The 21,597-nt window shown below is 29.4% G+C and carries 23 protein-coding genes; 7 read left to right on the top strand and 16 right to left on the bottom strand.

Translation table 11 applies throughout. The features are described 5' to 3' along the window. Positions 1–100 precede the first annotated feature (100 nt). Positions 101–745, top strand: coding sequence for an OmpA family protein (locus tag I6E17_RS06600; protein WP_176829389.1), 645 nt, complete (start codon positions 101–103; stop codon positions 743–745). A 42-nt stretch (positions 746–787) separates the two neighbouring features. Here I6E17_RS06600 and I6E17_RS06595 read toward each other — a convergent pair whose 3' ends face one another. The 6 genes from I6E17_RS06595 to I6E17_RS06570 all read right to left on the bottom strand — a co-directional run bounded on the left by I6E17_RS06595 (position 788) and on the right by I6E17_RS06570 (position 6,873). Beyond that, positions 788–1,474, bottom strand: a complete 687-nt coding sequence (locus I6E17_RS06595; RefSeq protein WP_235236286.1) for a YjjG family noncanonical pyrimidine nucleotidase — start codon at positions 1,472–1,474, stop codon at positions 788–790. Positions 1,475–1,708: 234 nt separating this feature from the next. After that, the gene (locus tag I6E17_RS06590) at positions 1,709–2,398 is read right to left on the bottom strand and encodes a DNA alkylation repair protein (protein ID WP_235236284.1); all 690 of its coding nucleotides are present in this window, start codon (positions 2,396–2,398) and stop codon (positions 1,709–1,711) included. Positions 2,399–2,475: 77 nt separating this feature from the next. After that, positions 2,476–3,486, bottom strand: coding sequence for an electron transfer flavoprotein subunit alpha/FixB family protein (locus tag I6E17_RS06585; RefSeq protein ID WP_235236282.1), 1,011 nt, complete (start codon positions 3,484–3,486; stop codon positions 2,476–2,478). 38 nt (positions 3,487–3,524) lie between these two features. Continuing rightward, on the bottom strand, positions 3,525–4,310 hold the full coding sequence (locus tag I6E17_RS06580; RefSeq protein ID WP_176829392.1) for an electron transfer flavoprotein subunit beta/FixA family protein: 786 nt from the start codon (positions 4,308–4,310) through the stop codon (positions 3,525–3,527). Between the two features lie 50 nt (positions 4,311–4,360). Next, complete coding sequence (locus I6E17_RS06575) at positions 4,361–5,506, bottom strand: acyl-CoA dehydrogenase (protein WP_176829393.1); 1,146 nt, start codon at positions 5,504–5,506, stop codon at positions 4,361–4,363. A 161-nt stretch (positions 5,507–5,667) separates the two neighbouring features. Continuing rightward, positions 5,668–6,873 carry an acetyl-CoA C-acetyltransferase gene (locus tag I6E17_RS06570; protein WP_176829394.1) on the bottom strand — a complete coding sequence of 402 codons (1,206 nt, stop codon included), beginning with the start codon at positions 6,871–6,873 and terminating at the stop codon, positions 5,668–5,670. Between the two features lie 948 nt (positions 6,874–7,821). Between I6E17_RS06570 and I6E17_RS06565 the strand changes: the two genes are divergently transcribed. From I6E17_RS06565 to I6E17_RS06540, 6 genes are all read left to right on the top strand, one after another. Further along, a complete protein-coding gene (locus I6E17_RS06565; RefSeq protein WP_235236280.1) occupies positions 7,822–9,171 on the top strand; it encodes an MATE family efflux transporter in 1,350 nt (449 codons plus the stop codon). Positions 9,172–9,407: 236 nt separating this feature from the next. Next, the gene (locus I6E17_RS06560) at positions 9,408–10,649 is read left to right on the top strand and encodes a TolC family protein (RefSeq protein ID WP_235236278.1); all 1,242 of its coding nucleotides are present in this window, start codon (positions 9,408–9,410) and stop codon (positions 10,647–10,649) included. Position 10,650: 1 nt separating this feature from the next. After that, the gene (locus I6E17_RS06555; protein WP_235236277.1) at positions 10,651–11,742 is read left to right on the top strand and encodes an efflux RND transporter periplasmic adaptor subunit; all 1,092 of its coding nucleotides are present in this window, start codon (positions 10,651–10,653) and stop codon (positions 11,740–11,742) included. After that, the gene (locus I6E17_RS06550; RefSeq protein WP_235236276.1) at positions 11,717–12,394 is read left to right on the top strand and encodes an ABC transporter ATP-binding protein; all 678 of its coding nucleotides are present in this window, start codon (positions 11,717–11,719) and stop codon (positions 12,392–12,394) included. Before I6E17_RS06555 ends, I6E17_RS06550 begins: the two co-directional genes overlap by 26 nt. After that, positions 12,391–13,614 (top strand): ABC transporter permease, encoded by a 1,224-nt coding sequence (locus I6E17_RS06545; RefSeq protein ID WP_235236275.1) that lies wholly within the window; start codon positions 12,391–12,393, stop codon positions 13,612–13,614. Before I6E17_RS06550 ends, I6E17_RS06545 begins: the two co-directional genes overlap by 4 nt. Before the next feature lie 308 nt (positions 13,615–13,922). Then, positions 13,923–14,120, top strand: coding sequence for a cold-shock protein (locus tag I6E17_RS06540; RefSeq protein ID WP_235236274.1), 198 nt, complete (start codon positions 13,923–13,925; stop codon positions 14,118–14,120). Positions 14,121–14,234: 114 nt separating this feature from the next. Here I6E17_RS06540 and I6E17_RS06535 read toward each other — a convergent pair whose 3' ends face one another. From I6E17_RS06535 to I6E17_RS06490, 10 genes are all read right to left on the bottom strand, one after another. Then, positions 14,235–14,624, bottom strand: coding sequence for a desulfoferrodoxin family protein (locus tag I6E17_RS06535; RefSeq protein WP_235236273.1), 390 nt, complete (start codon positions 14,622–14,624; stop codon positions 14,235–14,237). Between the two features lie 42 nt (positions 14,625–14,666). Next, the gene (locus I6E17_RS06530; RefSeq protein WP_235236271.1) at positions 14,667–15,095 is read right to left on the bottom strand and encodes a Fur family transcriptional regulator; all 429 of its coding nucleotides are present in this window, start codon (positions 15,093–15,095) and stop codon (positions 14,667–14,669) included. 104 nt (positions 15,096–15,199) lie between these two features. Continuing rightward, complete coding sequence (locus I6E17_RS06525) at positions 15,200–15,646, bottom strand: GNAT family N-acetyltransferase (protein WP_235236269.1); 447 nt, start codon at positions 15,644–15,646, stop codon at positions 15,200–15,202. 9 nt (positions 15,647–15,655) lie between these two features. Then, positions 15,656–16,393, bottom strand: a complete 738-nt coding sequence (gene truA, locus I6E17_RS06520) for a tRNA pseudouridine(38-40) synthase TruA (protein ID WP_235236267.1) — start codon at positions 16,391–16,393, stop codon at positions 15,656–15,658. A 125-nt stretch (positions 16,394–16,518) separates the two neighbouring features. After that, on the bottom strand, positions 16,519–17,247 hold the full coding sequence (locus tag I6E17_RS06515) for a lysophospholipid acyltransferase family protein (RefSeq protein ID WP_235236265.1): 729 nt from the start codon (positions 17,245–17,247) through the stop codon (positions 16,519–16,521). A gap of 11 nt (positions 17,248–17,258) precedes the next feature. Beyond that, entirely contained in the window at positions 17,259–17,804 is a 546-nt protein-coding gene (locus tag I6E17_RS06510; protein WP_235236264.1) for a regulatory protein RecX, read from the bottom strand. Beyond that, positions 17,776–18,852: a recombinase RecA gene (gene recA, locus I6E17_RS06505; RefSeq protein WP_235236262.1), complete on the bottom strand. Its 1,077-nt coding sequence runs from the start codon at positions 18,850–18,852 to the stop codon at positions 17,776–17,778. Before recA ends, I6E17_RS06510 begins: the two co-directional genes overlap by 29 nt. Before the next feature lie 20 nt (positions 18,853–18,872). Further along, positions 18,873–19,880 (bottom strand): glycosyltransferase family 9 protein, encoded by a 1,008-nt coding sequence (locus I6E17_RS06500; protein ID WP_235236260.1) that lies wholly within the window; start codon positions 19,878–19,880, stop codon positions 18,873–18,875. Positions 19,881–19,890: 10 nt separating this feature from the next. After that, entirely contained in the window at positions 19,891–20,583 is a 693-nt protein-coding gene (locus I6E17_RS06495) for a lipopolysaccharide core heptose(II) kinase RfaY (protein WP_235236259.1), read from the bottom strand. Further along, positions 20,576–21,595, bottom strand: coding sequence for a glycosyltransferase family 9 protein (locus tag I6E17_RS06490; protein ID WP_235236258.1), 1,020 nt, complete (start codon positions 21,593–21,595; stop codon positions 20,576–20,578). Before I6E17_RS06490 ends, I6E17_RS06495 begins: the two co-directional genes overlap by 8 nt. Between the last annotated feature and the right edge of the window lie 2 nt (positions 21,596–21,597).

The following is a 21,597-nucleotide window of genomic DNA, read 5'->3' as shown; positions in this document are numbered from 1 at the left end:
TTTCTTAGTATGATAAAATAAAAATATATAAAAATTTTGTAAATTTTTTTAAATTTTTTATATAGACTCACAAAAATTTTGTTGCAGGAGGTATTAAATTATGAAAAATAAAAAAATAGTTGTAAGTTTTCTTCTGGCTTCTACACTTTTAGCAGGATGTTCAAGTGGATTTGTAAGACCTGAAGGTTCTACTTCATATACAGCTGGAGGAGCTCTTGGAGGAGCTGCTGCAGGAGCTCTTGCTGGTCAAGCTATAGGAGGAAATACTAAAGGAACTCTTATTGGAGCTGCTGCAGGAGCATTATTAGGAACTGCTGTTGGTTCTTCAATGCAAAGACAAGAAAATGAATTCAGAAATGTTTTAGCTAATTCTGGTGTTGGAATTGTTAACACAGGAAGCTCTATTCTTCTTACTCTTCCTGGAGGATTAACTTTTAAAACAAATCAAGCTCAAATCAAGCCTGAATTTGCAAGACCTTTAAATTCTATCGCATATGTTTTAAATAATTATCCTAGTTCAAGAATAAGAATTGTAGGTTATACTGACAATACAGGTTCTTATAATTATAACCTTAACCTTTCTCAACAAAGAGCATACAGCGTAAGAAACTACTTAATCTCTCAAGGTGTTTCTCCTGAAAGAATGAATGCTCTTGGAATGGGACCTGATATGCCCGTAGCTTCTAATGAAACAGCTGCTGGAAGAGAAATGAACAGAAGAGTTACTATTGAAGTTTTACAATAATACTAATTCTACAAAAGGCACAGATACATCTGTGCCTTTCCTTTATATTTTTTCTATTATTTTTTCTATTTCTTTTAAATCAGTAATTTCATAATCAGGTTTTAGCTGAGAACTATTTTCAGATTTTTTAGGATTAAACCATATAGTTCTAACATTTACATTTATTCCACCTTGAATATCTGAAGAAAGGCTGTCCCCTATAATGACAGCTTTTTCTCTACAAAATTCAGGAATATTTCTAAAACAGTTCTCAAAATATTCTGCACTCGGCTTATCATATCCTATTTCCTCTGATATAAAAATATCTTTAAAAAATCTTTCTAGCCGTGCACTTTTAATTCTTCCTTTTTGAACCCTTGCTATCCCATTTGTTATTATATAAAGCTTGTATTTTTTACATAAATCATTTAAAACTTCCTCTGCTCCCTCTATAAAATAATGCCCCTGAGATAAAAAGAACTCATAAATTTCTGCAGCTTTTTCTGCTGAACAATCTACCCCTATTTCATCAAAAAGAAGTTGATATCTTCTCGTTTTTAGCTGAGATCTTGTTATCTTTTTCTCCTCAAGAAGTTTCCATTGCATAAGATTTATCTTACTGTAAAGTTCTAAAGTTCTTTTTTCTGGCTTTATCCCAAGTTCCTCAAGGGTTTTTGTAAGAGCTATCCCTTCCGCTTTTGTAAAATCAAATATAGTATTATCTAAATCAAACAAAATTGTATCAATCATAAAATTCTCTCCTCAAAAGTATATTTTATAAAAATATTATCAAAAAAATTATTTTTTACAATATTTCCCTTTTATTTTTTCTATAAGCTCTCTAATCCTCTTTTAAAAGCTTTTTGTGTATTCTTACGAGATTTATATTAAACTTCTTTTAAAGATTGCAAAATGGCTTTTAGAGCCTCTTAAAATGCATCCTCTAAAAACATTCAACTTTAATATTTTAATGTAATTTTTATTTTATATTCTTAAATTTTTAAATTTTTTTAAATACAGTTTAATTTCTTTATCCACTCTTTCTGATTCGCATATTTTTTGAATTGTTTTATTAAAAGTAAAATCATCAAGTTTATTATTCTTCAAATATTCCAAAGTTTTATCTCTATATTTAATAAAACACTCTGCAACAGTCCATGCCACTCCCATTTGAACATAATATTCAGAATTTTTTAAGTTATCAATTTTTTCAAAAATTTTATCAAGATATTCCTCTTCAATAAAATACTTCAAAGACATAACCACAGCAAATCTAATTTCATATTCTTTCCTGCTCAAGAAATATTTCTCTAAAAATTTCCATATCTTCTCTTTATTTTTCTTTACTATTTTTAAATTAGCACAAAAATTATCACATACAGCCCAATTATTTATTCTAGGAATAAACAACTCTGTATACTTCACCATTTCTTCACAATCTTTTATAAATCCTATCAACATTCCTTGAAGCATCACTTCTTCGTAATACACTATATTTTCATCAAGAATATATTCTTTCCAATTTTCATTCTCTTTTATTTTTTTACTTATTTTTCTCAAATCAGAAGTTCGTACTCCCAGAATATTTTCCACTCCTGGAGTTAAATTTTCTATAAATTTTTTATAATCTATATCAGACATCTTTTCTAGTTCTTCTCTAATATCAGAAAACATAATCTCAATCACCTTTTTAATAAAAATTTATAAAAAAAGAGAGCAGTTACCTGCTCTCTTGAAAAGTTATTTTAAGACTATTTAGCTTCTATTGCTTTTTTTAATTCTTCAGCTAATAATGGAGCTATTTTGTTAGCGTCTCCTACAATTCCTAAATCTGCTATTCCAAATATTGGAGCATCTTTATCTTTGTTGATAGCTACTATATATTCAGATTCTTCCATACCTGCAACGTGTTGGATTGCTCCTGAAATTCCGCATGCAAAATAGATATCAGGTCTAACTGTTTTACCAGTTTGTCCTACTTGTCTGTCATGTTCAATATATCCAGCATCAACAGCTGCTCTTGATGCAGATACTGTTGCTCCTATTTGTTTTGCTACTGCTTCTAATGCTGCAAAGTTTTCTGCTGATCCGATTCCTCTTCCTCCAGATACAAGGATTTTAGCTTCAGATATATCTACTTTGTTAGAAGTTTCTTTTACTACTTGAAGTACTTTTACTTTCATTTTTGAAGTATCTAAAGATACATGGAAGTTTTCAACTTCTCCTTCTCTTCCTTCAACTCTTTCTAATTTTTGCATAACTCCAGGTCTTACAGTTGACATTTGAGGTCTGTGATCTGGACAAATGATTGTTGCCATTAGGTTTCCACCGAAAGCAGGTCTTGTCATTTCAAGTCCTTTAGTTTCATCAGAAATTTCAAGTTTTGTACAGTCTGCTGTAAGTCCTGTATTCATTCTTGAAGATACTCTTGGTGCTAAGTCTCTTCCTAATGTTGTTGCCCCGAATAATACTATTTCAGGTTTTTTAGCATCTATTATTGCTTTGAATACTTGTGCATAAGCTTCAGTATCATATATAGCAAGTCTTGCATCATTTACTACTAAAACTCTATCTGCTCCATATTCTATTAATGTTTTTGCTAATCCTTCTACATTATCTCCTATTAAAGCTGCAGTTACTGGAACTTCTAATTTCTCAGCAAGTTCTTTAGCTTTTCCGATTAATTCTAAACCAACATTTTGAATTACCCCGTCTCTTTGTTCTGCGAATACTAATATTCCTTTATAATCATTTAAATTCATTATCCTATCTCCTTTTTCCTAAGGTTCTCGTTATTAAACTAAATAACAAACTTTTCTTTTAATTTTTCTATAATTAAGTTAACAGCTTCTTTTGTATCTAATTCAAATACTTTACCAGCTTGTTTAGCTCCCTTAGTAAATGATTTTTTAACTTTAGTTGGAGAACCAGCTAGTCCTATTACAGCTGGGTCAACAGTTATGTTATCTGCTGTCCATACTTCTACTTCTCTGTCAAAAGCTTCTACTATTCCTTTTACTCTCATATATCTTGGAGAGTTAGCTTCTGATAAAACTGTTACTAGTGCTGGTAATTGAACGTTTACTAAGTAGTATCCGTCTTCTACAACTCTTTTAATTGTTAATGAATTGTCTTCTTTATTGTATTCCATTTCTTTTACATAAGATACTTGAGGTAATCCTAAGTGTTCAGCAATTTGTGGACCAACTTGTGCAGTATCTCCGTCAATAGCTTGTCTTCCAGCTATTATTAAATCTGCTTCTACATTTCTTAATGCTGCAGCTAGAGTATTTGAAGTTGCAAGTGTATCTGCTCCTCCAAATTTTCTGTCTGTTACTAAGATTGCTCTGTCAGCACCCATTGCAAATGCTTCTCTTAAGATTGCTTCTGCTTGAGGAGGTCCCATTGTTATTACTGTTACATGAGCTCCGTATTTATCTTTTAATTTTAATGCTTCTTCTAATCCACCTTTATCATCTGGGTTCATTATACTAGGAACTCCATCTCTGATAAGTGTTCCTTTTACTGGATCTAATTTTATCTCAGTTGTATCTGGAACCTGTTTTATACAAACTACTATTTTCATCTTCCATTCCTCCATATATTAATTCATATATTTTTATTTCTCATATTGGCTTATTTTAAAAGATTTCCTGCAATTACCATTCTTTGAACTTCTGATGTTCCTTCATAGATTTCAGTGATCTTAGCATCTCTCATCATTCTTTCAACTGGATATTCTCTTGTATATCCATATCCACCGTGTAATTGAACAGCTTTAGTAGTTACTTCCATAGCTGTTTCAGCTGCAAATAATTTAGCTCTTGCTGCATCTATTGTATATGGTAAGTGGTTGCTTTCTCTCCAAGCAGCTTTGTAAACAAGAAGTCTTGCTGCTTCTACTTTTACTTCAAGATCTGCTAATTGGAATTGAGTGTTTTGGAATTTAGCTATAGCTTTTCCAAATTGTTTTCTTTCTTTTACATATGCAACTGTTTCATCTAATGCACCTTGTGCAAGTCCTAATGCTTGAGATGCAATTCCTATTCTTCCTCCGTCAAGAGTCATCATAGCAATTTTAAATCCTTTTCCGATTTCTCCTAATAAGTTATCTTTTGGAATTCTTGCATTTTCAAATATTAATTCACAAGTAGATGAACCTCTGATTCCTAATTTCTTTTCTTTTTTACCAATAGAGAATCCTGGAGTTCCAGCTTCAATTATGAAAGATGAAATTCCTTTTAATCCTTTACTTCTGTCAGTCATTGCAAATATTACATAAACATGTGCATATCCTGCATTTGTTATGAATATTTTTGAACCGTTGATTACCCATTCTTGAGTAGCTTCATCAAATACAGCTGTTGTTTGTTGTCCTGCAGCATCTGTACCAGCATTTGGTTCAGTAAGTCCGAATGCTCCAATCCATTCTCCGCTTGCTAGTTTTGGAACATATTTTTGTTTTTGAGCTTCAGTACCAAATCTTAATATAGGCCAAGTTCCAAGAGATGTATGAGCAGATACAACAACTCCTGTAGTTCCGCATACTCTTGATAATTCTTCAACAGCCATTGCGTACATTACATTGTCTCCTCCAGCTCCTCCATATTCTTTAGGAACAGGAATTCCCATAAGTCCTATTTCAGCCATTTTTTTAACTGTTTCCACTGGGAATCTTTCTTCTTCATCAAGCTCTGTAGCTAAAGGTTTTACCTCTTTTTCAGCAAATTCTCTTATCATTTGTCTGAAAAGTTCATGTGTCTTAGGTATATTAAATTCCATTCTACTAATCCTCCTACTAGTCTTTATTAACTTTTCTATTTTTTCATTTTGTTGCTTGATTAATACTACTGCCTATACATAAACTTAAACTTATTGGAAAAAGACAGACTTTCCCCAATAAGTATTAAGTTATTTTATACAGTTTTTATTTTAGGATTTTACTATATTCTTTTTAAGATTATAGAAGCTCCCATTCCTCCACCGATACATAGAGTTGCTAATCCATAAGTTACTTGTCTTCTTCTCATTTCGTGAACAAGTGTTGTAACTATTCTGTTTCCAGATGCTCCGATAGGGTGTCCTAATGCAATAGCTCCTCCGTTTACATTAGCTCTTTCAAGTATCCATTCTTTAGTTACTCCGTGATCTTCACAAAGTTGTTTGATAACTCCTAAAGATTGAGAAGCGAATGCTTCGTTTAATTCAAATAATTCAATGTCAGTTAATTTTAATCCTGCTCTTTTTAAAACATCAGCAATAGCAGGAACTGGTCCCATACCCATGATAGAAGGATCTACTCCACCTTGTCCAACTGCTACGATTTCTGCCATTGGTTTTAAGTTATATTTAGCCACTGCTTCTTCAGATGCTAATAATGCAACTGATGCTCCGTCGTTTAATCCAGATGCGTTTCCAGCTGTTACTGTTCCATCTTTTTTGAATGCTGGTTTTAATTTAGCAAGAATTTCTGGAGTTGATTTTCTGTTAGGATGTTCGTCTCTTGAGAATAATACTGTTTCTTTTTTCATTTTAACTTCCACTGGTATTATTTCTTCATCAAATACTCCACCATCTACAGCTGCGATAGCTTTTCTTTGAGAGTTCATTGCGAACTCATCTTGTTCTTCTCTTGTAATTCCATATTTTTCAGCAATATTTTCAGCTGTTATTCCCATATGGTAATCATTGAAAGCATCTGTAAGACCGTCTGTTACCATGTGGTCTTTCATTTTGATGTCTCCCATTTTGAATCCAGATCTTACTGATGCTGGTAATACGAATCCTGCACATGACATAGATTCTACTCCTCCAGCAAGAATTAAGTTAGCTTCACCAGATTTGATTTCGTTGTAAGCAACATTTATAGATTTAAGTCCGCTTCCACAAATCATGTTAATAGAGTATGCAGGTACTTCTACTGGTACTCCACCTTTAACTGCTGCTTGTCTTCCTACACCTTGTTTGTGTCCTGCGTGTAATACATTTCCCATTACAACTTCATCTAAGTCAGCTGGGTTTATTCCTGTTTGTGCTATAACATTTTTTATTACTAGTGCACCTAAATCTCCTGGTTCTACTCCTTTAAGGCTTCCTAAAAAACTTCCGATAGGTGTTCTTTTTGCTGTTACTAAATAAACTTTTGACATTAAATTTTCCTCCTATTCCTGATTTGGTTTTTAAAATCTATTTTTTAAAATTAAAAATCTTTTTTATAACAGAGAATGTTTTCTTTATAGTTAGAAAATATTATTTCTGTATACTTTAGTTATCTTTGTTATACTTTGTTAGCAAGAATAAGTCAAGCATTTCATTTCTAATATTTTTTTATGATAACTTTTTTATCATTTTTTGATTAATTTTTGTTACCATATACTTGCATTTTTAAAAAAAACAATTTTACCCCATTATTATACTCCAATTATAGTCCAAAATCTCTTATTTTAAAAATATATTATATATATATTCTTAAAATAATTTTTATTTTTTTATATTTTTGATTAATTAATAATCATTTTATTTAAAATATTATTTTTCATTTTTTTATATAATATTATTATTTTTTTTATGATTATATTTTTATCTTTTTTGAAAATTAATACATATTTTTTACAGTTTTTTTATATTTTTTTATAATATTTTATCTATTTTTTTATATAATTTTTTTTTATTTTTTATCTTTGTTTTTCTTTCAATTCTTACATTATCAGAAAAAAAATACACTTTTATTACATTTTTATTTATTTTTTATATATTTTTATAAAAAACTATTGATTACCAACGACTTCAAACATTTAAGTTATTATTTTTTCTCAATATTTTTTAATTTTTAACTTCAATATAATAATAAAATCTTTGTTTAAAAAGTTGTATGCTCATAAAAAAACCATAAAATCTATCCTGTTGCATTTCTTATTAATAAATTCTTTCTTTTTATATATTGTATGAAAACTTGTATAATTTTATACTAAATTTGTTGATTATTTTTATTTTCTGTGATATATTTGAATAGAAATAAAAAATCACAAAACGCTTTTTATTGTTTTCAGTTTTTATATTAAAACAGTAAAAAGCGTTTTTTCTTTTGGAGGTATAAAATGGAATATCAAGAAAATAAAATGGGAACTCATAAAATTCTGCCACTCCTTATAAGTATGTCTGTTCCACCTACAATATCAATGATGATTAACTCTATGTACAATATTGTTGATTCAGTATTTGTAGCAAGTCTTGGAACAGATGCTCTTACTGCTGTCTCTTTAGCTTTTCCTATTCAAAATCTTATCCTTGCTATAGCGGTAGGTTCTGGAGTAGGAGTAAATTCTTATGTTGCAAGAAAACTCGGAGAAAGAAATCAACTTGAAGCTGATAGCACTGCAGCACATGGAATTATTCTTGCCATATTACATTATATATTGTTATGTACTTTAGGTTTTATTTTTATCAGACCTTTTTTCCAAATGTTTACAAATAACAACGAAATTTTAAAAATGGGATACAATTATACATATATAGTTACATTTTTAAGTTTTGGAACAATCATTCAAATAGCCATAGAAAAAATTCTTCAGGCTACAGGAGATACAGTTTCTCCTATGGTACTTCAAATTATAGGAGCTGTGGCAAATATCATTCTTGATCCTATTATGATTTATGGATATTTTGGTTTTCCAGCTATGGGTGTTTCAGGAGCTGCTCTTGCAACAATTTGTGGTCAGCTAATTTCTCTTATATGTTCTTTATATGTTTTGTATTTCAGGAATAAAGATATAAAAGCTGATCTTTTTAATTTTAGATGGAATAAAAATACTGTAAAAGAAATTTATAATGTTGGAATACCTTCTTTTTTTATAATGTCTATAGGTTCATTTTTAGTTATGGGAATAAATTTTATTTTAGCAGGCATTTCTGACATTGCTGTTTCTGTATTTGGAATATATTTTAAACTTCAAACTTTTGTATATATGCCTACAACTGGAGTTACTCAGGGAGCTATGCCTATTATGGCTTATAACTATGGAGCAAAAAGTAAAAAAAGGCTTTCTGAATCTCTAAAGTATTCTATTATCATCTGTGTTATTGTAAACTTTTTAGGAAGTATTCTTTTCTGGATTTTTCCTGAAAAAATTCTTTCTCTTTTTGATGCTTCTGATGAAATGATAAATTTAGGAGTTCAAGTTTTAAAAATTATAAGCCTTGGATATTCTTTTGGAAGTGTATGCTATATAGTCTCTTCTTTCCTTCAAGCTATAGGAAAAGGAATTCCTTCTCTTGCAATAACTCTTTTAAGACAAATTATTTTACTTCTTCCTGCAGCATATTTTATGGGAAAATATTTCGGACTTGCAGGAGTATGGGCTGCATTCCCAATAGTTGAAGTTATAACTTGTATTTTATGTTTCTTTATGTATAAAAATTTTGCCAAAAAAGATGCTCTTCTTGCTTAAGAAAGTTTTTAAATTTTAAATAACTATTAAAAAATATCAGCAAATTTAATTTTGCTGATATTTTTATTTTCTGTTAATTTTTAAAATTTTATTCTTCTGAAAATTTTTCTGAAAAAATTTTTTAAATATATTAAAATGTTACTATATCAGCTTTTGTATATTTTTATAAAGTCTGACATTTAAAAGTCATTTTCAAAGTATAAAATTAAAATATACTATGTAGAAAAGGAGTTTTTATGAAAAAAATACTTTTTATTTTTCTGACTCTGAGTCTTATTTCTTATGGAGACGAAGTTACACTTGATGACCTGCTTGATAAACTTACAGAAACTTCATACAGAAAAGAGATATATGAACTTGAACAGAAAAAAACAGATACACTTGAAAAATTCTACAAGATGGATAATTACAATGGAGTTAAAAGTTCTGTAACCACTTCATATGATGATACAGAACAAATATATAAGACAACAGGACGAGCAGAATTTGGTGATTTATACATAGAAGGAAAAAGAAATCATAATCCTGAAAATGACCTTATTTTTGGAATAAATAAAAATATTAAAAATATGATTTTTTCTGAAAATGATAGCAATCTCCTAAAAAATGATTTAAAAAAGGAAGCTGATAAATATACTTTTTTAAAAAATATGGAAAGCCAAAAAATAGCTCTTATTGCTCTTTATAGAGACTATAAGAATATGGAATTTGAAATCAAAATAAAAAAGAATGGGTTAAAAACTCTTAAATCCGAAGAAAAAACTCTTGAAAAATCTTTTGAATTGGGAGCTATTCCAAAAATAGAACTTGAATCTCTTCAATATAGCAGAAAAAATCTTGAAATTGAAATTCATACCCTTGAAGAAAATCTAAAAAAAATAAAAACTAGATTTCTATATGATTTTAAAATTGATATTTCTGATAAAACTCTTTCAAATATAGAACCAAACTACAAAGAAATAAATGAATATATCTCTACTATAGGGTATAAAGACATTGAAAAATTAAGAATTGAAAAAGATATTATAAAAGAAAATATAAGATATATGAATTATAATGACAAAGTTCCTGATTTTTCTCTTGGGCTTGAAAGAGATACTAGACTTGATGAAAATAGAATTGTTTTCAAAATATCAAAGCCCCTTTTCTATTATAATGCAGATCTTGAAAACGAAAGAACTTCATTTAAGCAACAGGAAATTCTTTTAAATCAAAAAATAGAAGAAAATGCAGCTGAAAAATTAAATATTGAAACTACCTATGCAAATTATATAAAAGAATATAAAGTTCTTAGAAATAAAGCTGACCTTGAAAAAAATAAATATGAAATAAAAAAGCTTGAATATTCACTTGGAAAAATTGATTATCTTGAAGTAATGGAATCCTTTGATGACTATATGGAATATGAAGTGTCACAGGAAAAAGCCAAAAATATACTTAACAGTTATGTATACGAAATTATGGTAAGAGGAGAATAAAATGAATAAAAAAATTATTGCTACAGGAATAATTATCTTTATAGTTGTTGTAGGAGGTTTTTTTTATAAATCTTCACATGCAGAAAAAAATCCTATTAATGAATATCGTCTGATGAGAGTTTCAAAAGGAGCTGGAAAAGGATATATTGATGTAGATGGAAATGTTGAAGCAAATGATACAAAAAAGGTTTTTGTTGATAAAAAACTTAAAGTTGATGAAGTATTTGTCCAAGAAGGAGATTATGTTGAAAAAGGACAACTACTTATGACTTTTGATGAAACTGAAAGAAATAATATAATGAGAAAACTTGAAAGAGAACAGCTTTCATTGGCAAAACTTAAAAGAAATCTTTTAGTTGAACAAGAGCTTAATAAAATTGGAGGAAGTTCTACAAACTATGTAAAAGATCTAGAAGAAGAAGTTAGAAAATCTGAAATTAATATAGAAGAATATATGGAAGATCTTTCAAAAACAGCAGAAAAAATAGAAAGTCCTGTAAGTGGAACTATAACTTCTCTTACAGCACAAGAAAATTATCTTGTTGATACAGATTCTCCTCTTCTTGAAATAGCTGATTTATCTGATATAAAAATTGTACTTGAGGTAGCTGAATATGATGTTAAAGATATAAAGCTAGGGCAAAATCTTATAATAAAACCTGAGGTTTTTGAAAAAAAAGAATCTTTTACTGGAGTCATTACTAAAATTTCAAGAATCTCAAAAGTTTCTACTACAACTTCTGAGAATGTACTTGAGGTTGAAGTAAAACCTAACGAAACAATACCTTATATCGTTCCAGGCTTTAAAGTTTCAGCTGTTATATATCTTGATAAAGATGATGAAAATATTATGATTCCAAAAACAGCTCTTCTTGAAGATAAAAAAAGATACTATGTATTTGTATGTGATGATTTTGGAACTATAACTCAAAGATTCGTAGAAGTTGAAAACGCTAAAGGAGACAAAATTGTTATAAAAAAAGGACTTGAGGTAGGAGAAGAAATTCTTGTTACTCCTAATCAAAATCTTAAATCTGGTGACAGAATAAAAAAGGGAGCACCAAAAAATGATAAGAGTGGAAAACTTAAATAAATATTATATAAATGGAGATATGAAACTCCATGCCCTTAAAGACATTAATTTTCATATAAAGTCTGGTGAATTTATAGCTATAATGGGAAGCAGTGGAAGTGGAAAATCAACTATGATGAATATTCTTGGTTGTCTTGACAGAAATTCAGAAGGAACATATATTCTTGACGGAACATATATTTCTAAAACTAAAGAAAAAGATTTATGTAAAATAAGAAATTCTAAAATAGGATTTGTTTTTCAGGCATTTAATCTTCTTCCTAAACTTTCTGCTCTTGAAAATGTAGAACTTCCTCTTATATATGCCGGAGTTCCAAAACATGAAAGAGAAAAAAAAGCTAAAGAAGTTCTTAAAAAAGTAGGGCTTGAAAATAGAATGAACCACAAACCAAACGAGCTTTCAGGAGGACAAAAACAAAGAGTAGCTATCGCTAGAGCTCTTGTAAATAATCCTGCTGTTATTCTTGCTGATGAACCTACAGGAAATCTAGACAGTGCTTCTGAAGAAGAGATTATGAATATTTTTACTGAACTTAACAAGCAGGGAAAAACAATTGTTGTTGTCAGCCACGAACCTGAAATTGCCAAATATTGTAAAAGAATTCTTCTTTTTAAAGATGGAAGGATTATAAAAGATGGTGATGTTTTATGAATATAGAAGAAAGTCTTAAAAGTGCTGTTAAAAGCCTTAAAGGAAATAAAGCAAGATCTTTTCTTACAATGCTTGGAATAATTATAGGGATTGCCTCTGTTATTACTATGTCTGCTATTGGACGGGGAGGTCAGGAAAATATAACAGGAAATTTAAAAAAGACAGGATATGGAAAATTCACTGTTTATGTAGATAAAGAAGATCAAACTTTCAGATGGAAATACCTTCTTGATGATGATACTATAGAAAAATTAAAAAAAACAAATGAATTTAAAGCTGTAAGTCCTATGATAAAAAAAAGGCTTTATGCGAAAATAGGTGGCCGTGATGAAATTATGTGGCTTACTGTCACAACTCCTGAATACGAAGAAATTGATAAAATAGATTTGATTTCCGGAAGAAGTTTTCTTTCATTTGAATATAAGACTGGAGAGCGTTCTATTCTTATTGATCACATTACTGCAAAAGATTTATTTGGAAATGTAAGAAATGCTCTTGGAAAAACTATTGAAATGTCTCAGAGCAGGAAAAGTGTAAAAATAAGATATACTATTGTAGGAGTTTTTCAAAATCAATTTGAACAATATGTAAAAGCTATGGGAGGACGGCGTATTCCTAGATTTGTCAGAATGCCTTTAAAGTCATATGATAAAGTTTATGATTTAAAAACAAATGGATATACTGATATTATAATTGAATCCAAAAATCCAGATTTAATGTCTCAAGATATGGCAAAAGCAAAACATATATTAGAAAACATAACTGGAGTAAAAGATTTGTATGAAGTAGGAACTCTTTCTGATGGAGCTTCATCTTTTGATAATATTCTTACAACTTTAAATCTCTTTGTAACATTTGTTGCTGGCATCTCTCTTTTTGTAGGAGGAATAGGTGTCATGAACATCATGCTGGTAAGTGTTATTGAAAGAACAAAAGAAATAGGAATAAGAAAAGCTATTGGAGCTTCTGATAAAGATATTCTTATACAATTCCTTATGGAATCAGTTATACTTACAGGGTGTGGAGGTATTCTTGGAATTGTTATAGGAATTATTTTAGCCATTGGTATTGGTAATATTATAAGTATTCCTCCTGTTTTTTCTATATCTTCATCTCTCATTTCTCTTGGAGTTTCTATGGGAATAGGAATTATTTTCGGAGTTATTCCTGCTAAAAAAGCTGCAGAACTTAATCCTGTTGATGCTTTAAGAAGTGAATAAAATATATTTTTTTATTTTTATAAAAAATTTTTTTATTTCTTAACATCTATAAATTAAATTCTTTAAAATATATTTTTTTGTTTTTTATTTATTTTACAAAAATAAAACTATCTTATTTTAAGATTATATGGTATACTTATTGAGTAGTGATGAAACAGCAGTTTAATAATTTAAAGTTTTAATATTTAAAGCTTCTTTAAAAAAACATTTTTCTAAAAATAATTTTTACAAGTATCCTTCAAGTATTATTGAGTTAAAAAAATTAAGTCAGGTTATCATTATTAACAAAATTAATATGGAGGTATCACATGAAAGGTACAGTAAAATGGTTTAACGCAGAAAAAGGTTTTGGATTTATAACAGGAGAAAATGGTAAAGATGTTTTTGCTCATTTCTCTCAAATAAAAAAAGAAGGTTTTAAATCTCTTGAAGAAGATGAAAAAGTAAGCTATGACCTAGTTCAAGGAGAAAAAGGTCCACAAGCTTCTAATATAAAATCTTTATAATACATAAGCTTTTAAAGGAACTGAAAAACAGTTCCTTTTTTATTTACAAATACTTAATAAAAAAAGAAGACAGATTTATTCCGTCCTCTTTTAATGCTATATAACAATCAGTTGTTATTTAGAACTTACCCATAATCCATGAAGATTACAGTATTCTCTTGCTTTTACAGATTTTCCTTTAGGAACTTCAAAGAAAGCTTCTGGAGCATCCCCTGCTTTTAAATATTTTCTGTAAAGTTTATCTTCATCTACAATAATTTCTATCATAGTGATATAATGATTTTCAAGCATTGGGTGTGCTGTTTCTTTCCCAACTTTTATAAGATATCCATTTTCTTTTTCTTCAATATAAGGAACATGTTTTTCTTTTGCTGCGTCTTCTGTGTGTTCTTCCAGCTTTTCAACTTTAATTCCGTCAGCTTTTCCTGTACACTCTTTGCTTTCCTTGTAAATAACTTCTGCTACCATTCCGCATTCAGACTTAAAAAGATCTAATTTTTCCATTTCATTCCTCCTTATTCTTTAATTTCTCTTTATTAAGAGAATTTAATTTTTTATCATTTGTTCATGACAGTGTTTGCATATACCTTTGAAATATATATGTTTTTCTTTTATTTCAAAGCCTTCCAAACCTGCAAGATCAAGTGTATCACTGTTCATTTCTATATCATAAATATTTCCACATTTCTCACATTTAAAATGACCGTGAAGTTCTAAATAAGCATCATACCTCGTTTCATTTTCTTCTATAACAAGAATATTTACAATTTTCTTTTCTATAAAAAGATTAAGAGTATTATATACAGTTGTTTTTGAAAGAGTTGGTATTTCTTTATTCAAGGCTCTATATATAGTATCAACAGTAGGATGTATTCTATTTTGTAAAAGGAACTCATATATTTTCATTCTCTGATAAGACGGCTTTATTCCGTTTTCTTTTAAATATTCCCCAACATTTTCCACATTATGTGTCATTTACATTCCTCCTTTCAGATAATCTCAACAATTTTGTAATGATTATAATTCATTATATAAAAAAATATGAAAAAAGTAAAGTATTAGTTGAGGAATTTCAAAGGCTACAGCTGTTTTTTCATCACATAACGATCTATTCCAGGTTCATATTCATCAAGTTCTAAGGATTCTATATAATAATCAAGATTCTTGTAAAGTGTTATTGCTTTTTCATTTTTAGGATCTACAGTGAGAGATATTACTTCTATTCCATAATTTTTAAAATAATTTTCACAATGAACAAGAAGATTAGTTCCTATTCCCTGTTCACGATATTTTTCCATTACAGAAAAGCCATAAAGAAAAGCTTCTGGTCTATCAAAGGCAACCATAAATTCTGCTGCTCCTATAACGATTCCATTTTCAACAACAGCAAAAACTCTTCCAAATTTTACTATCGGCTTTAATATCCATAAATCTACTCCACCAAATCTTCCAAAAGTAGATTTTTCCATTTCCACAATTCCGTCCATCAAATCTTTATCTTTTATGGATACTTCCACTATTTTCATAATCTCTCCCTAATATTCAATCTTTGTAAGATAAAGTCCTCCTGGCTCAGCAACTTCTATCTTTCTTTGGATATGAGGCTCATTTAAAAGAAGTTCTAAATAATTTTCTGGTTTTCTTTTAAAATATACATCAAGTGCTGTTCCTACGATTATTCTAACCTGAGTTTTTAAAAAAGCACTTCCCTCTATATATATCCCTATCTCATTTTCCTTTTTATAATATACATCTATTTTATATATCTCTCTTACAGTTGTTCTGTTATTTTCATCTTTTATTCTGAAATTATTAAAATCATGTTTTCCTTCTAAGACAGAAAGTATGCTTTTTAATTTTTCAGGATTAACTTCTTTTGATATATATGTCTTATATCTTCTTGAAAAAACATCTTTTTCCCATGTTATTATATATTCATAAGCTCTTGCTTTAGGCATATAACGAGCATTAAAACTCATATCTTCTTCATCTATATCAAAAATAGAAATATCTGAAGGAAGAAGTTTATTAACTGCTCTCTGTAAATTTTCAAGAGGTATGGTAAGAGTGGAATCTATTATAAAATTTGAAACCTGCATTCTAGCATGAACTCCTCTGTCTGTTCGCCCTGCTGTGATTAGGTTTACTTCCTTTTTTAAAATTATATTTAATACTCTTTCAATTTCTCCTTGTACAGTTCTTTTATCTGGTTGCCTCTGAAAACCATAAAAATCACTGCCATCATAAGAATATGAAATTTTTATATTTCTCATACACTCTCCTGAAAATAATTAATAATTCAATACATATAGCATATAGCTAAAGCAAAGAATTGTCAAATTTATTCATCTTTCCTTTTATTTTATTCGTACCGACTAAAACTTAATAAATAAAATTTTTAATTATTATAATTTTCTATAATCTTATCTCTTACAATATTGTTTAAATTTTTCTTTTCTTCATCAGAAAGAATAGAAATGTCAATAGGTTTTTCTACTATAAGCTTTACTTTCCTGTTTCTGCTTACTGCTATGCTTCCTCTTTTCTGAATATTTATTGCCCCGCATATTGTCATTGGAACAATAATTCCATTTGTATCAAGAGCCAGTTTAAAACTTCCTTTTTTAAAATTTCCAATTTCTCCTGTAAGACTTCTTTCTCCTTCTGGAAAAATAACTGTTGGATAACCTTCTTTTACTATTTTAACTGCTTTTTTTATACTTTTTATACCTTCTCTGGGATTGCTTCTGTCTAAAAATATATACTTCCCTCTTCTCATCCATCTATGAAAAAAAGGCCATGATTCCATCTCTTTTTTTGCAACAAAACCAAGATCAAATTTTATTCCTGAAAGAATAACAGGAATATCAAAATTGCTTTGGTGATTTGCTATTAAGACTATTCCTTTTTCTCTATTCAAATGTTCAAATGCTTCCTTATCTTTATATACTACTTCAACTTTAGTTCCAAGAACCTTTAAAAAGCAACAACTTATATCACGCAAATTTTTTCTAGCTGTAAAAGTTTTTTTCTTTTTATTTTTATAAAAATGTGCAGGTATAAAAGTTATCTCTTTATATATAAAAAGACAAACAGCAGAAACAGTAGCAAGTATTATTCCAAACATGAAACCTCCTATCAAAGATTTTCAACAGCTTTTTTTATAGTACTGTATTCAAAACCTTTTCTCATTAAACTTTCAACTTTTTTTCGGTATTCTTTATCCCCCATTCTCTCCCATAATTTTTGAATCTCTGTAATTTCATTATCTATATTTTCACTTAAAAGTTCTCTGACTAATGAGCCTTTTATCCCTTTTAAAGCAAGCTGATATTCAAGCTTTTTCTTACCCCAATTTTTATGAGATTCTATGAATGATTTTGCAAAGTCACCGTCATTTAAATAACACATGTTATTTAATTTCGTAATCACTTTAGATATTATAATTTTTTCTTTGTATTTTGTCAAAAGTTTTGTTTCAAGTTCCTTGGTACTGTAATCTCTTTTTCCTAAAAGCCAATAAGAAAAAGAAAGAGCCGAAGATTCGGCTAAAAGCATATAGCTTTCCCTATCAATCTCCATGCTCTCTTTCATATTGTATTCTTTTATTATATTTTTTTGCAAATAAAATTCAGCACCGTTTTCAAAAAGAATTTTATTCTTCTGAATCCTCAAAATTTTCATTTTCTTCCACATCCTCTTCTTCAGTGCCTGTATGAGCTGTTCCTATTGCATTTTTAGCTTTTAGCTCGTCATAAATTGCATTGAACAAGTCTGCTTCTTCTTCAAGTCTTGCTTTTACATTTTCTTTACCTTGTCCAAGTCTTATATCTCCATAACTGAACCATGCTCCTGATTTAGAAACTATATTTGCTTCAATAGCAGCATCAAGAACTTCTCCTACTCTTGATATTCCCTTTCCGTACATAATCTGGAATGAAGCTTCTTTAAAAGGAGGAGCAATTTTATTCTTTGTTACTTTAACAAGAACTTCATTTCCTATTATATCGTCTCCCTGTTTTACAGATCCTACTCTTTTTATTTCCATTCTTACAGAAGCATAGAATTTAAGAGCTTTACCTCCTGTTGTTGTTGTCTGAGGTCCAAATCCAAATCCTCCTATTTTATCTCTTATTTGGTTAATAAAAATAAGAGTTGTTTTTGATTTATTAAGAGTTCCTGTTAACTTTCTAAGAGCTTTTGACATAAGTCTTGCCTGAAGTCCCATTTGTTGATCGCTCATTTCTCCATCTATTTCTGCTTTAGGAACAAGTGCTGCAACTGAGTCAACTACTATTACATCAACAGCTCCTGAACGAACTAGCATGTCTGCTATTTCAAGAGCCTGTTCTCCAAAATCAGGCTGAGATATAAGCATTTCATCAATATCAACTCCAAGAGCTTTTGCATACACAGGATCAAGAGCATGTTCAGCATCTATAAATGCAACTACTCCTCCCATTTTTTGTGCTTCTGCTATAATATGAAGAGCTATAGTTGTTTTTCCTGAGCTTTCAGCTCCATATATTTCTACTATTCTTCCTCTTGGAACTCCTCCAAGCCCAAGGGCAGCATCAAGATTTATACTTCCTGTAGGAATTACATCTATATTCATTGAAGCATTTTCTCCAAGCTTCATTATAGACCCTTCACCAAAATCTTTTGTAATCTGCTTTATTGCATTTTCAAGTGCTTTGTTTTTATCAACTGCTTCATTTTTTTTAACTGCCATATGAGTAGAACCCCCTTAAATTAATTAGTTACTTTATCCATATATTTTTCTATCTCTTTTAAAATTATATCTTCACTCAATTTATTCATACAATTAAGATGTCCTTTAGGACATTCTCTGTTTCCATGAAGGCTGCACGGAGAACAAATTTCATCTTTATAAATTAAAGTGCTGTTTTCATCATACTCAAACATTCCAGGATCAGTAGGGCCAAATATTACATAAGTACGACATCCTACACCTCTTCCTATATGAAACGGACCAGAATCATTTGTTACCATAAGCTTTGCTTTTGAAAGAAGTGCTCCACTTTCTTTAAGAGAAAGTTTTCCAGCAAGATTTATACATACATCTCCACTTATTTTATTTATGTGGTTACATCTTTCTATATCTTCCCGTCCTCCTATGAGAACTGTTTTTATTTTATATTTTTCATAAAGTTTTTTAGCAAGATTTCCAAAACCTTTTTTAGTCCATTTTTTAGTCTCTTTTGAAGCTCCAGGAGCCATTACAAAAAATCCTTCATACCCTTTTACTTTTTCTAAATCTTTTTCAGAAAAGGAAAATAAAAGTTCTTCTCCTCTATATTTAAGTCCCAATTTTTTAAAAGGCTTAAAGTAATTTTTTACAATAGTATCATCAACATGATATTTTATAAGTTTCATTTTTACCAAAAGAGATTTCCACCATTTTCTCTTTGGATATACAAGAACTTTTGCTCCAGAAGAAGCTATTTGCTTAGATATAATTTTTGATCTTATTTTACTATGAAGATCAAAAACATAGTCGTACCCATTCCCTGCTAATTTTTTTCCAAAAGCTACCATATTTTGATATCCATCATTTTCTTTTTTATCAAAAAGAATAAGATTATCAATATAAGGCACTCCTTCTATGGAATCTTTAAAATTTTTCATAACAAGAAAATCAACCGTCATATCTGGATATTTTTCTTTCAGCTGTTTTAAAACAGGAGTTGTAAGAATAACATCTCCTATTGAACTAAGCCTTATAATAAGTATTCTCACAATTACATCACTAACCTTTATTTCTTAATTTTTTTCTGAAATCTCCCCACCAATGAAGATAACTGTTTAAAAGCTTTGCACCTTTAAAATAAAAAGCTTTTGTATCTATATATTCATCTAAATCAAAAAAACAACTTTCTCTTAAATATATATATTCATACATTTCTCCAAATTTTCCATATATATTTTTAAGAAGTTTACAATCTATAAGATATATTCTGCTGTCTGTAACAAGAAAATTTTCTATTTGAGAATCTCCATGAAGAAATCCTTTTTTATGAATTTCTCTAAGAGAACTGCATACAATATCAATATCTTTTTCTGTACTTGCTCTGCTTTCTATGTATTCACTTACAGAAAGGGAATCAACAGTCATTCCAAATCTTCTTTTTTCAAGTGCAAGAAAAGGTCTTGGAGCATTAAAGCCATTAAGCATAAGTTTTTCCAACTGCTTACATTCCCTCATGCTTTCGCCACCTCTAAATATAGAAAGGAATCTCTGCCATTTTCTTCTATTTTTCTCTTTTGGAACTTTCAAAACATATCTTTTCCCATTTATCCTAATGACTTCAACAAGACTTCTGCTATCATCTTTTAAAGTTCTTAAGACTGTATAATCTCTGCCCTTTATCCTCGTATAAAAATCCACAGTATCTTTCTGGTTATAATATATATAATCTCTGCCTTCTTTTCTTCTATCCATTTTTATCTTTTCCCAAATATTTTTTTATAGCTTCTGTCACTGCTTCAGGAGTAATATCTCTCATACATTTAAAATGTCCTTCAGGACATTTTTTTCCTCCGTGCATTCCACAAGGTCTGCAAGAAAGATTATTTATTTCCATTACTTCACTGTTTCTGCTCCAAGGGAAAAAACCAAACTCTTTCACTGTTGGACCAAATAATGCTATTATTCTTGTATTTTCAGAAGCTGATCCTATATGAACAGGAGATGAGTCATTTGTTAGTAATACATTTCCTTTTTTTAAAACTGCTGCTAAATCTAGGAGAGAAGTTGCTCCTCTTAAATCTATAATCTTTTCTTTATGAAGAGAAAGAGACATTTCTTCCTTTCCTCCAATTGCAATAATTCCTATATTTTCATCTTCTGAAAGATTATCAATAACCTTGTTAAAATATTCCACAGGCCATTGTTTTGTAAACCATTTACTTCCCGGAGCTATAATTACAGTTTTTTTATTTTCAAGATTATTCGCTTTCCAAATATTTGCAGCCTTTTCAAGAGAATCTTTATCAGGAAAAAGTTCTATTTCGTATCTTTTTCCATTTGTTTCAGGACAATTTATAAATGATAAAAGTTTTTCAACTTCGTGCTTAGATTTATCATAATGAATTTTTTCTGTAAAGAAAAATCCTCCTGCTGCATTGTCATATCCCTTTCTTACAGGAGATCTTGAAAGCCACGAAAGAAAAGAACTTCTAAGATATCTGTGAGGAGTTATCACAAGATTAAAATTTTCATATCTAAGTCTTTTTCCAAGTTCATAAATACCTCTTATTCCTTTATGAGCTCCTCTTTTGTCATACTCTATTATCTCATTTATATATGGATTATTTTTTAAAACTGCCGCTCCTGCAGGTGTTGTTACATAAGCTAAATATGAATCAGGATATGATTCTTTTATTTTCCTTACAAGAGGTGTAGAAAGAACTATATCCCCTATAAAGGCTGTATGTATTATTAATATTCTCAATT

Source organism: Fusobacterium perfoetens, assembly GCF_021531595.1.
In the GTDB taxonomy this organism is placed as follows: domain Bacteria; phylum Fusobacteriota; class Fusobacteriia; order Fusobacteriales; family Fusobacteriaceae; genus Fusobacterium_B.
The sequence above is the reverse complement of the archived record's forward strand: the minus strand, read 5'-3'. Positions and strand labels throughout refer to the sequence as shown.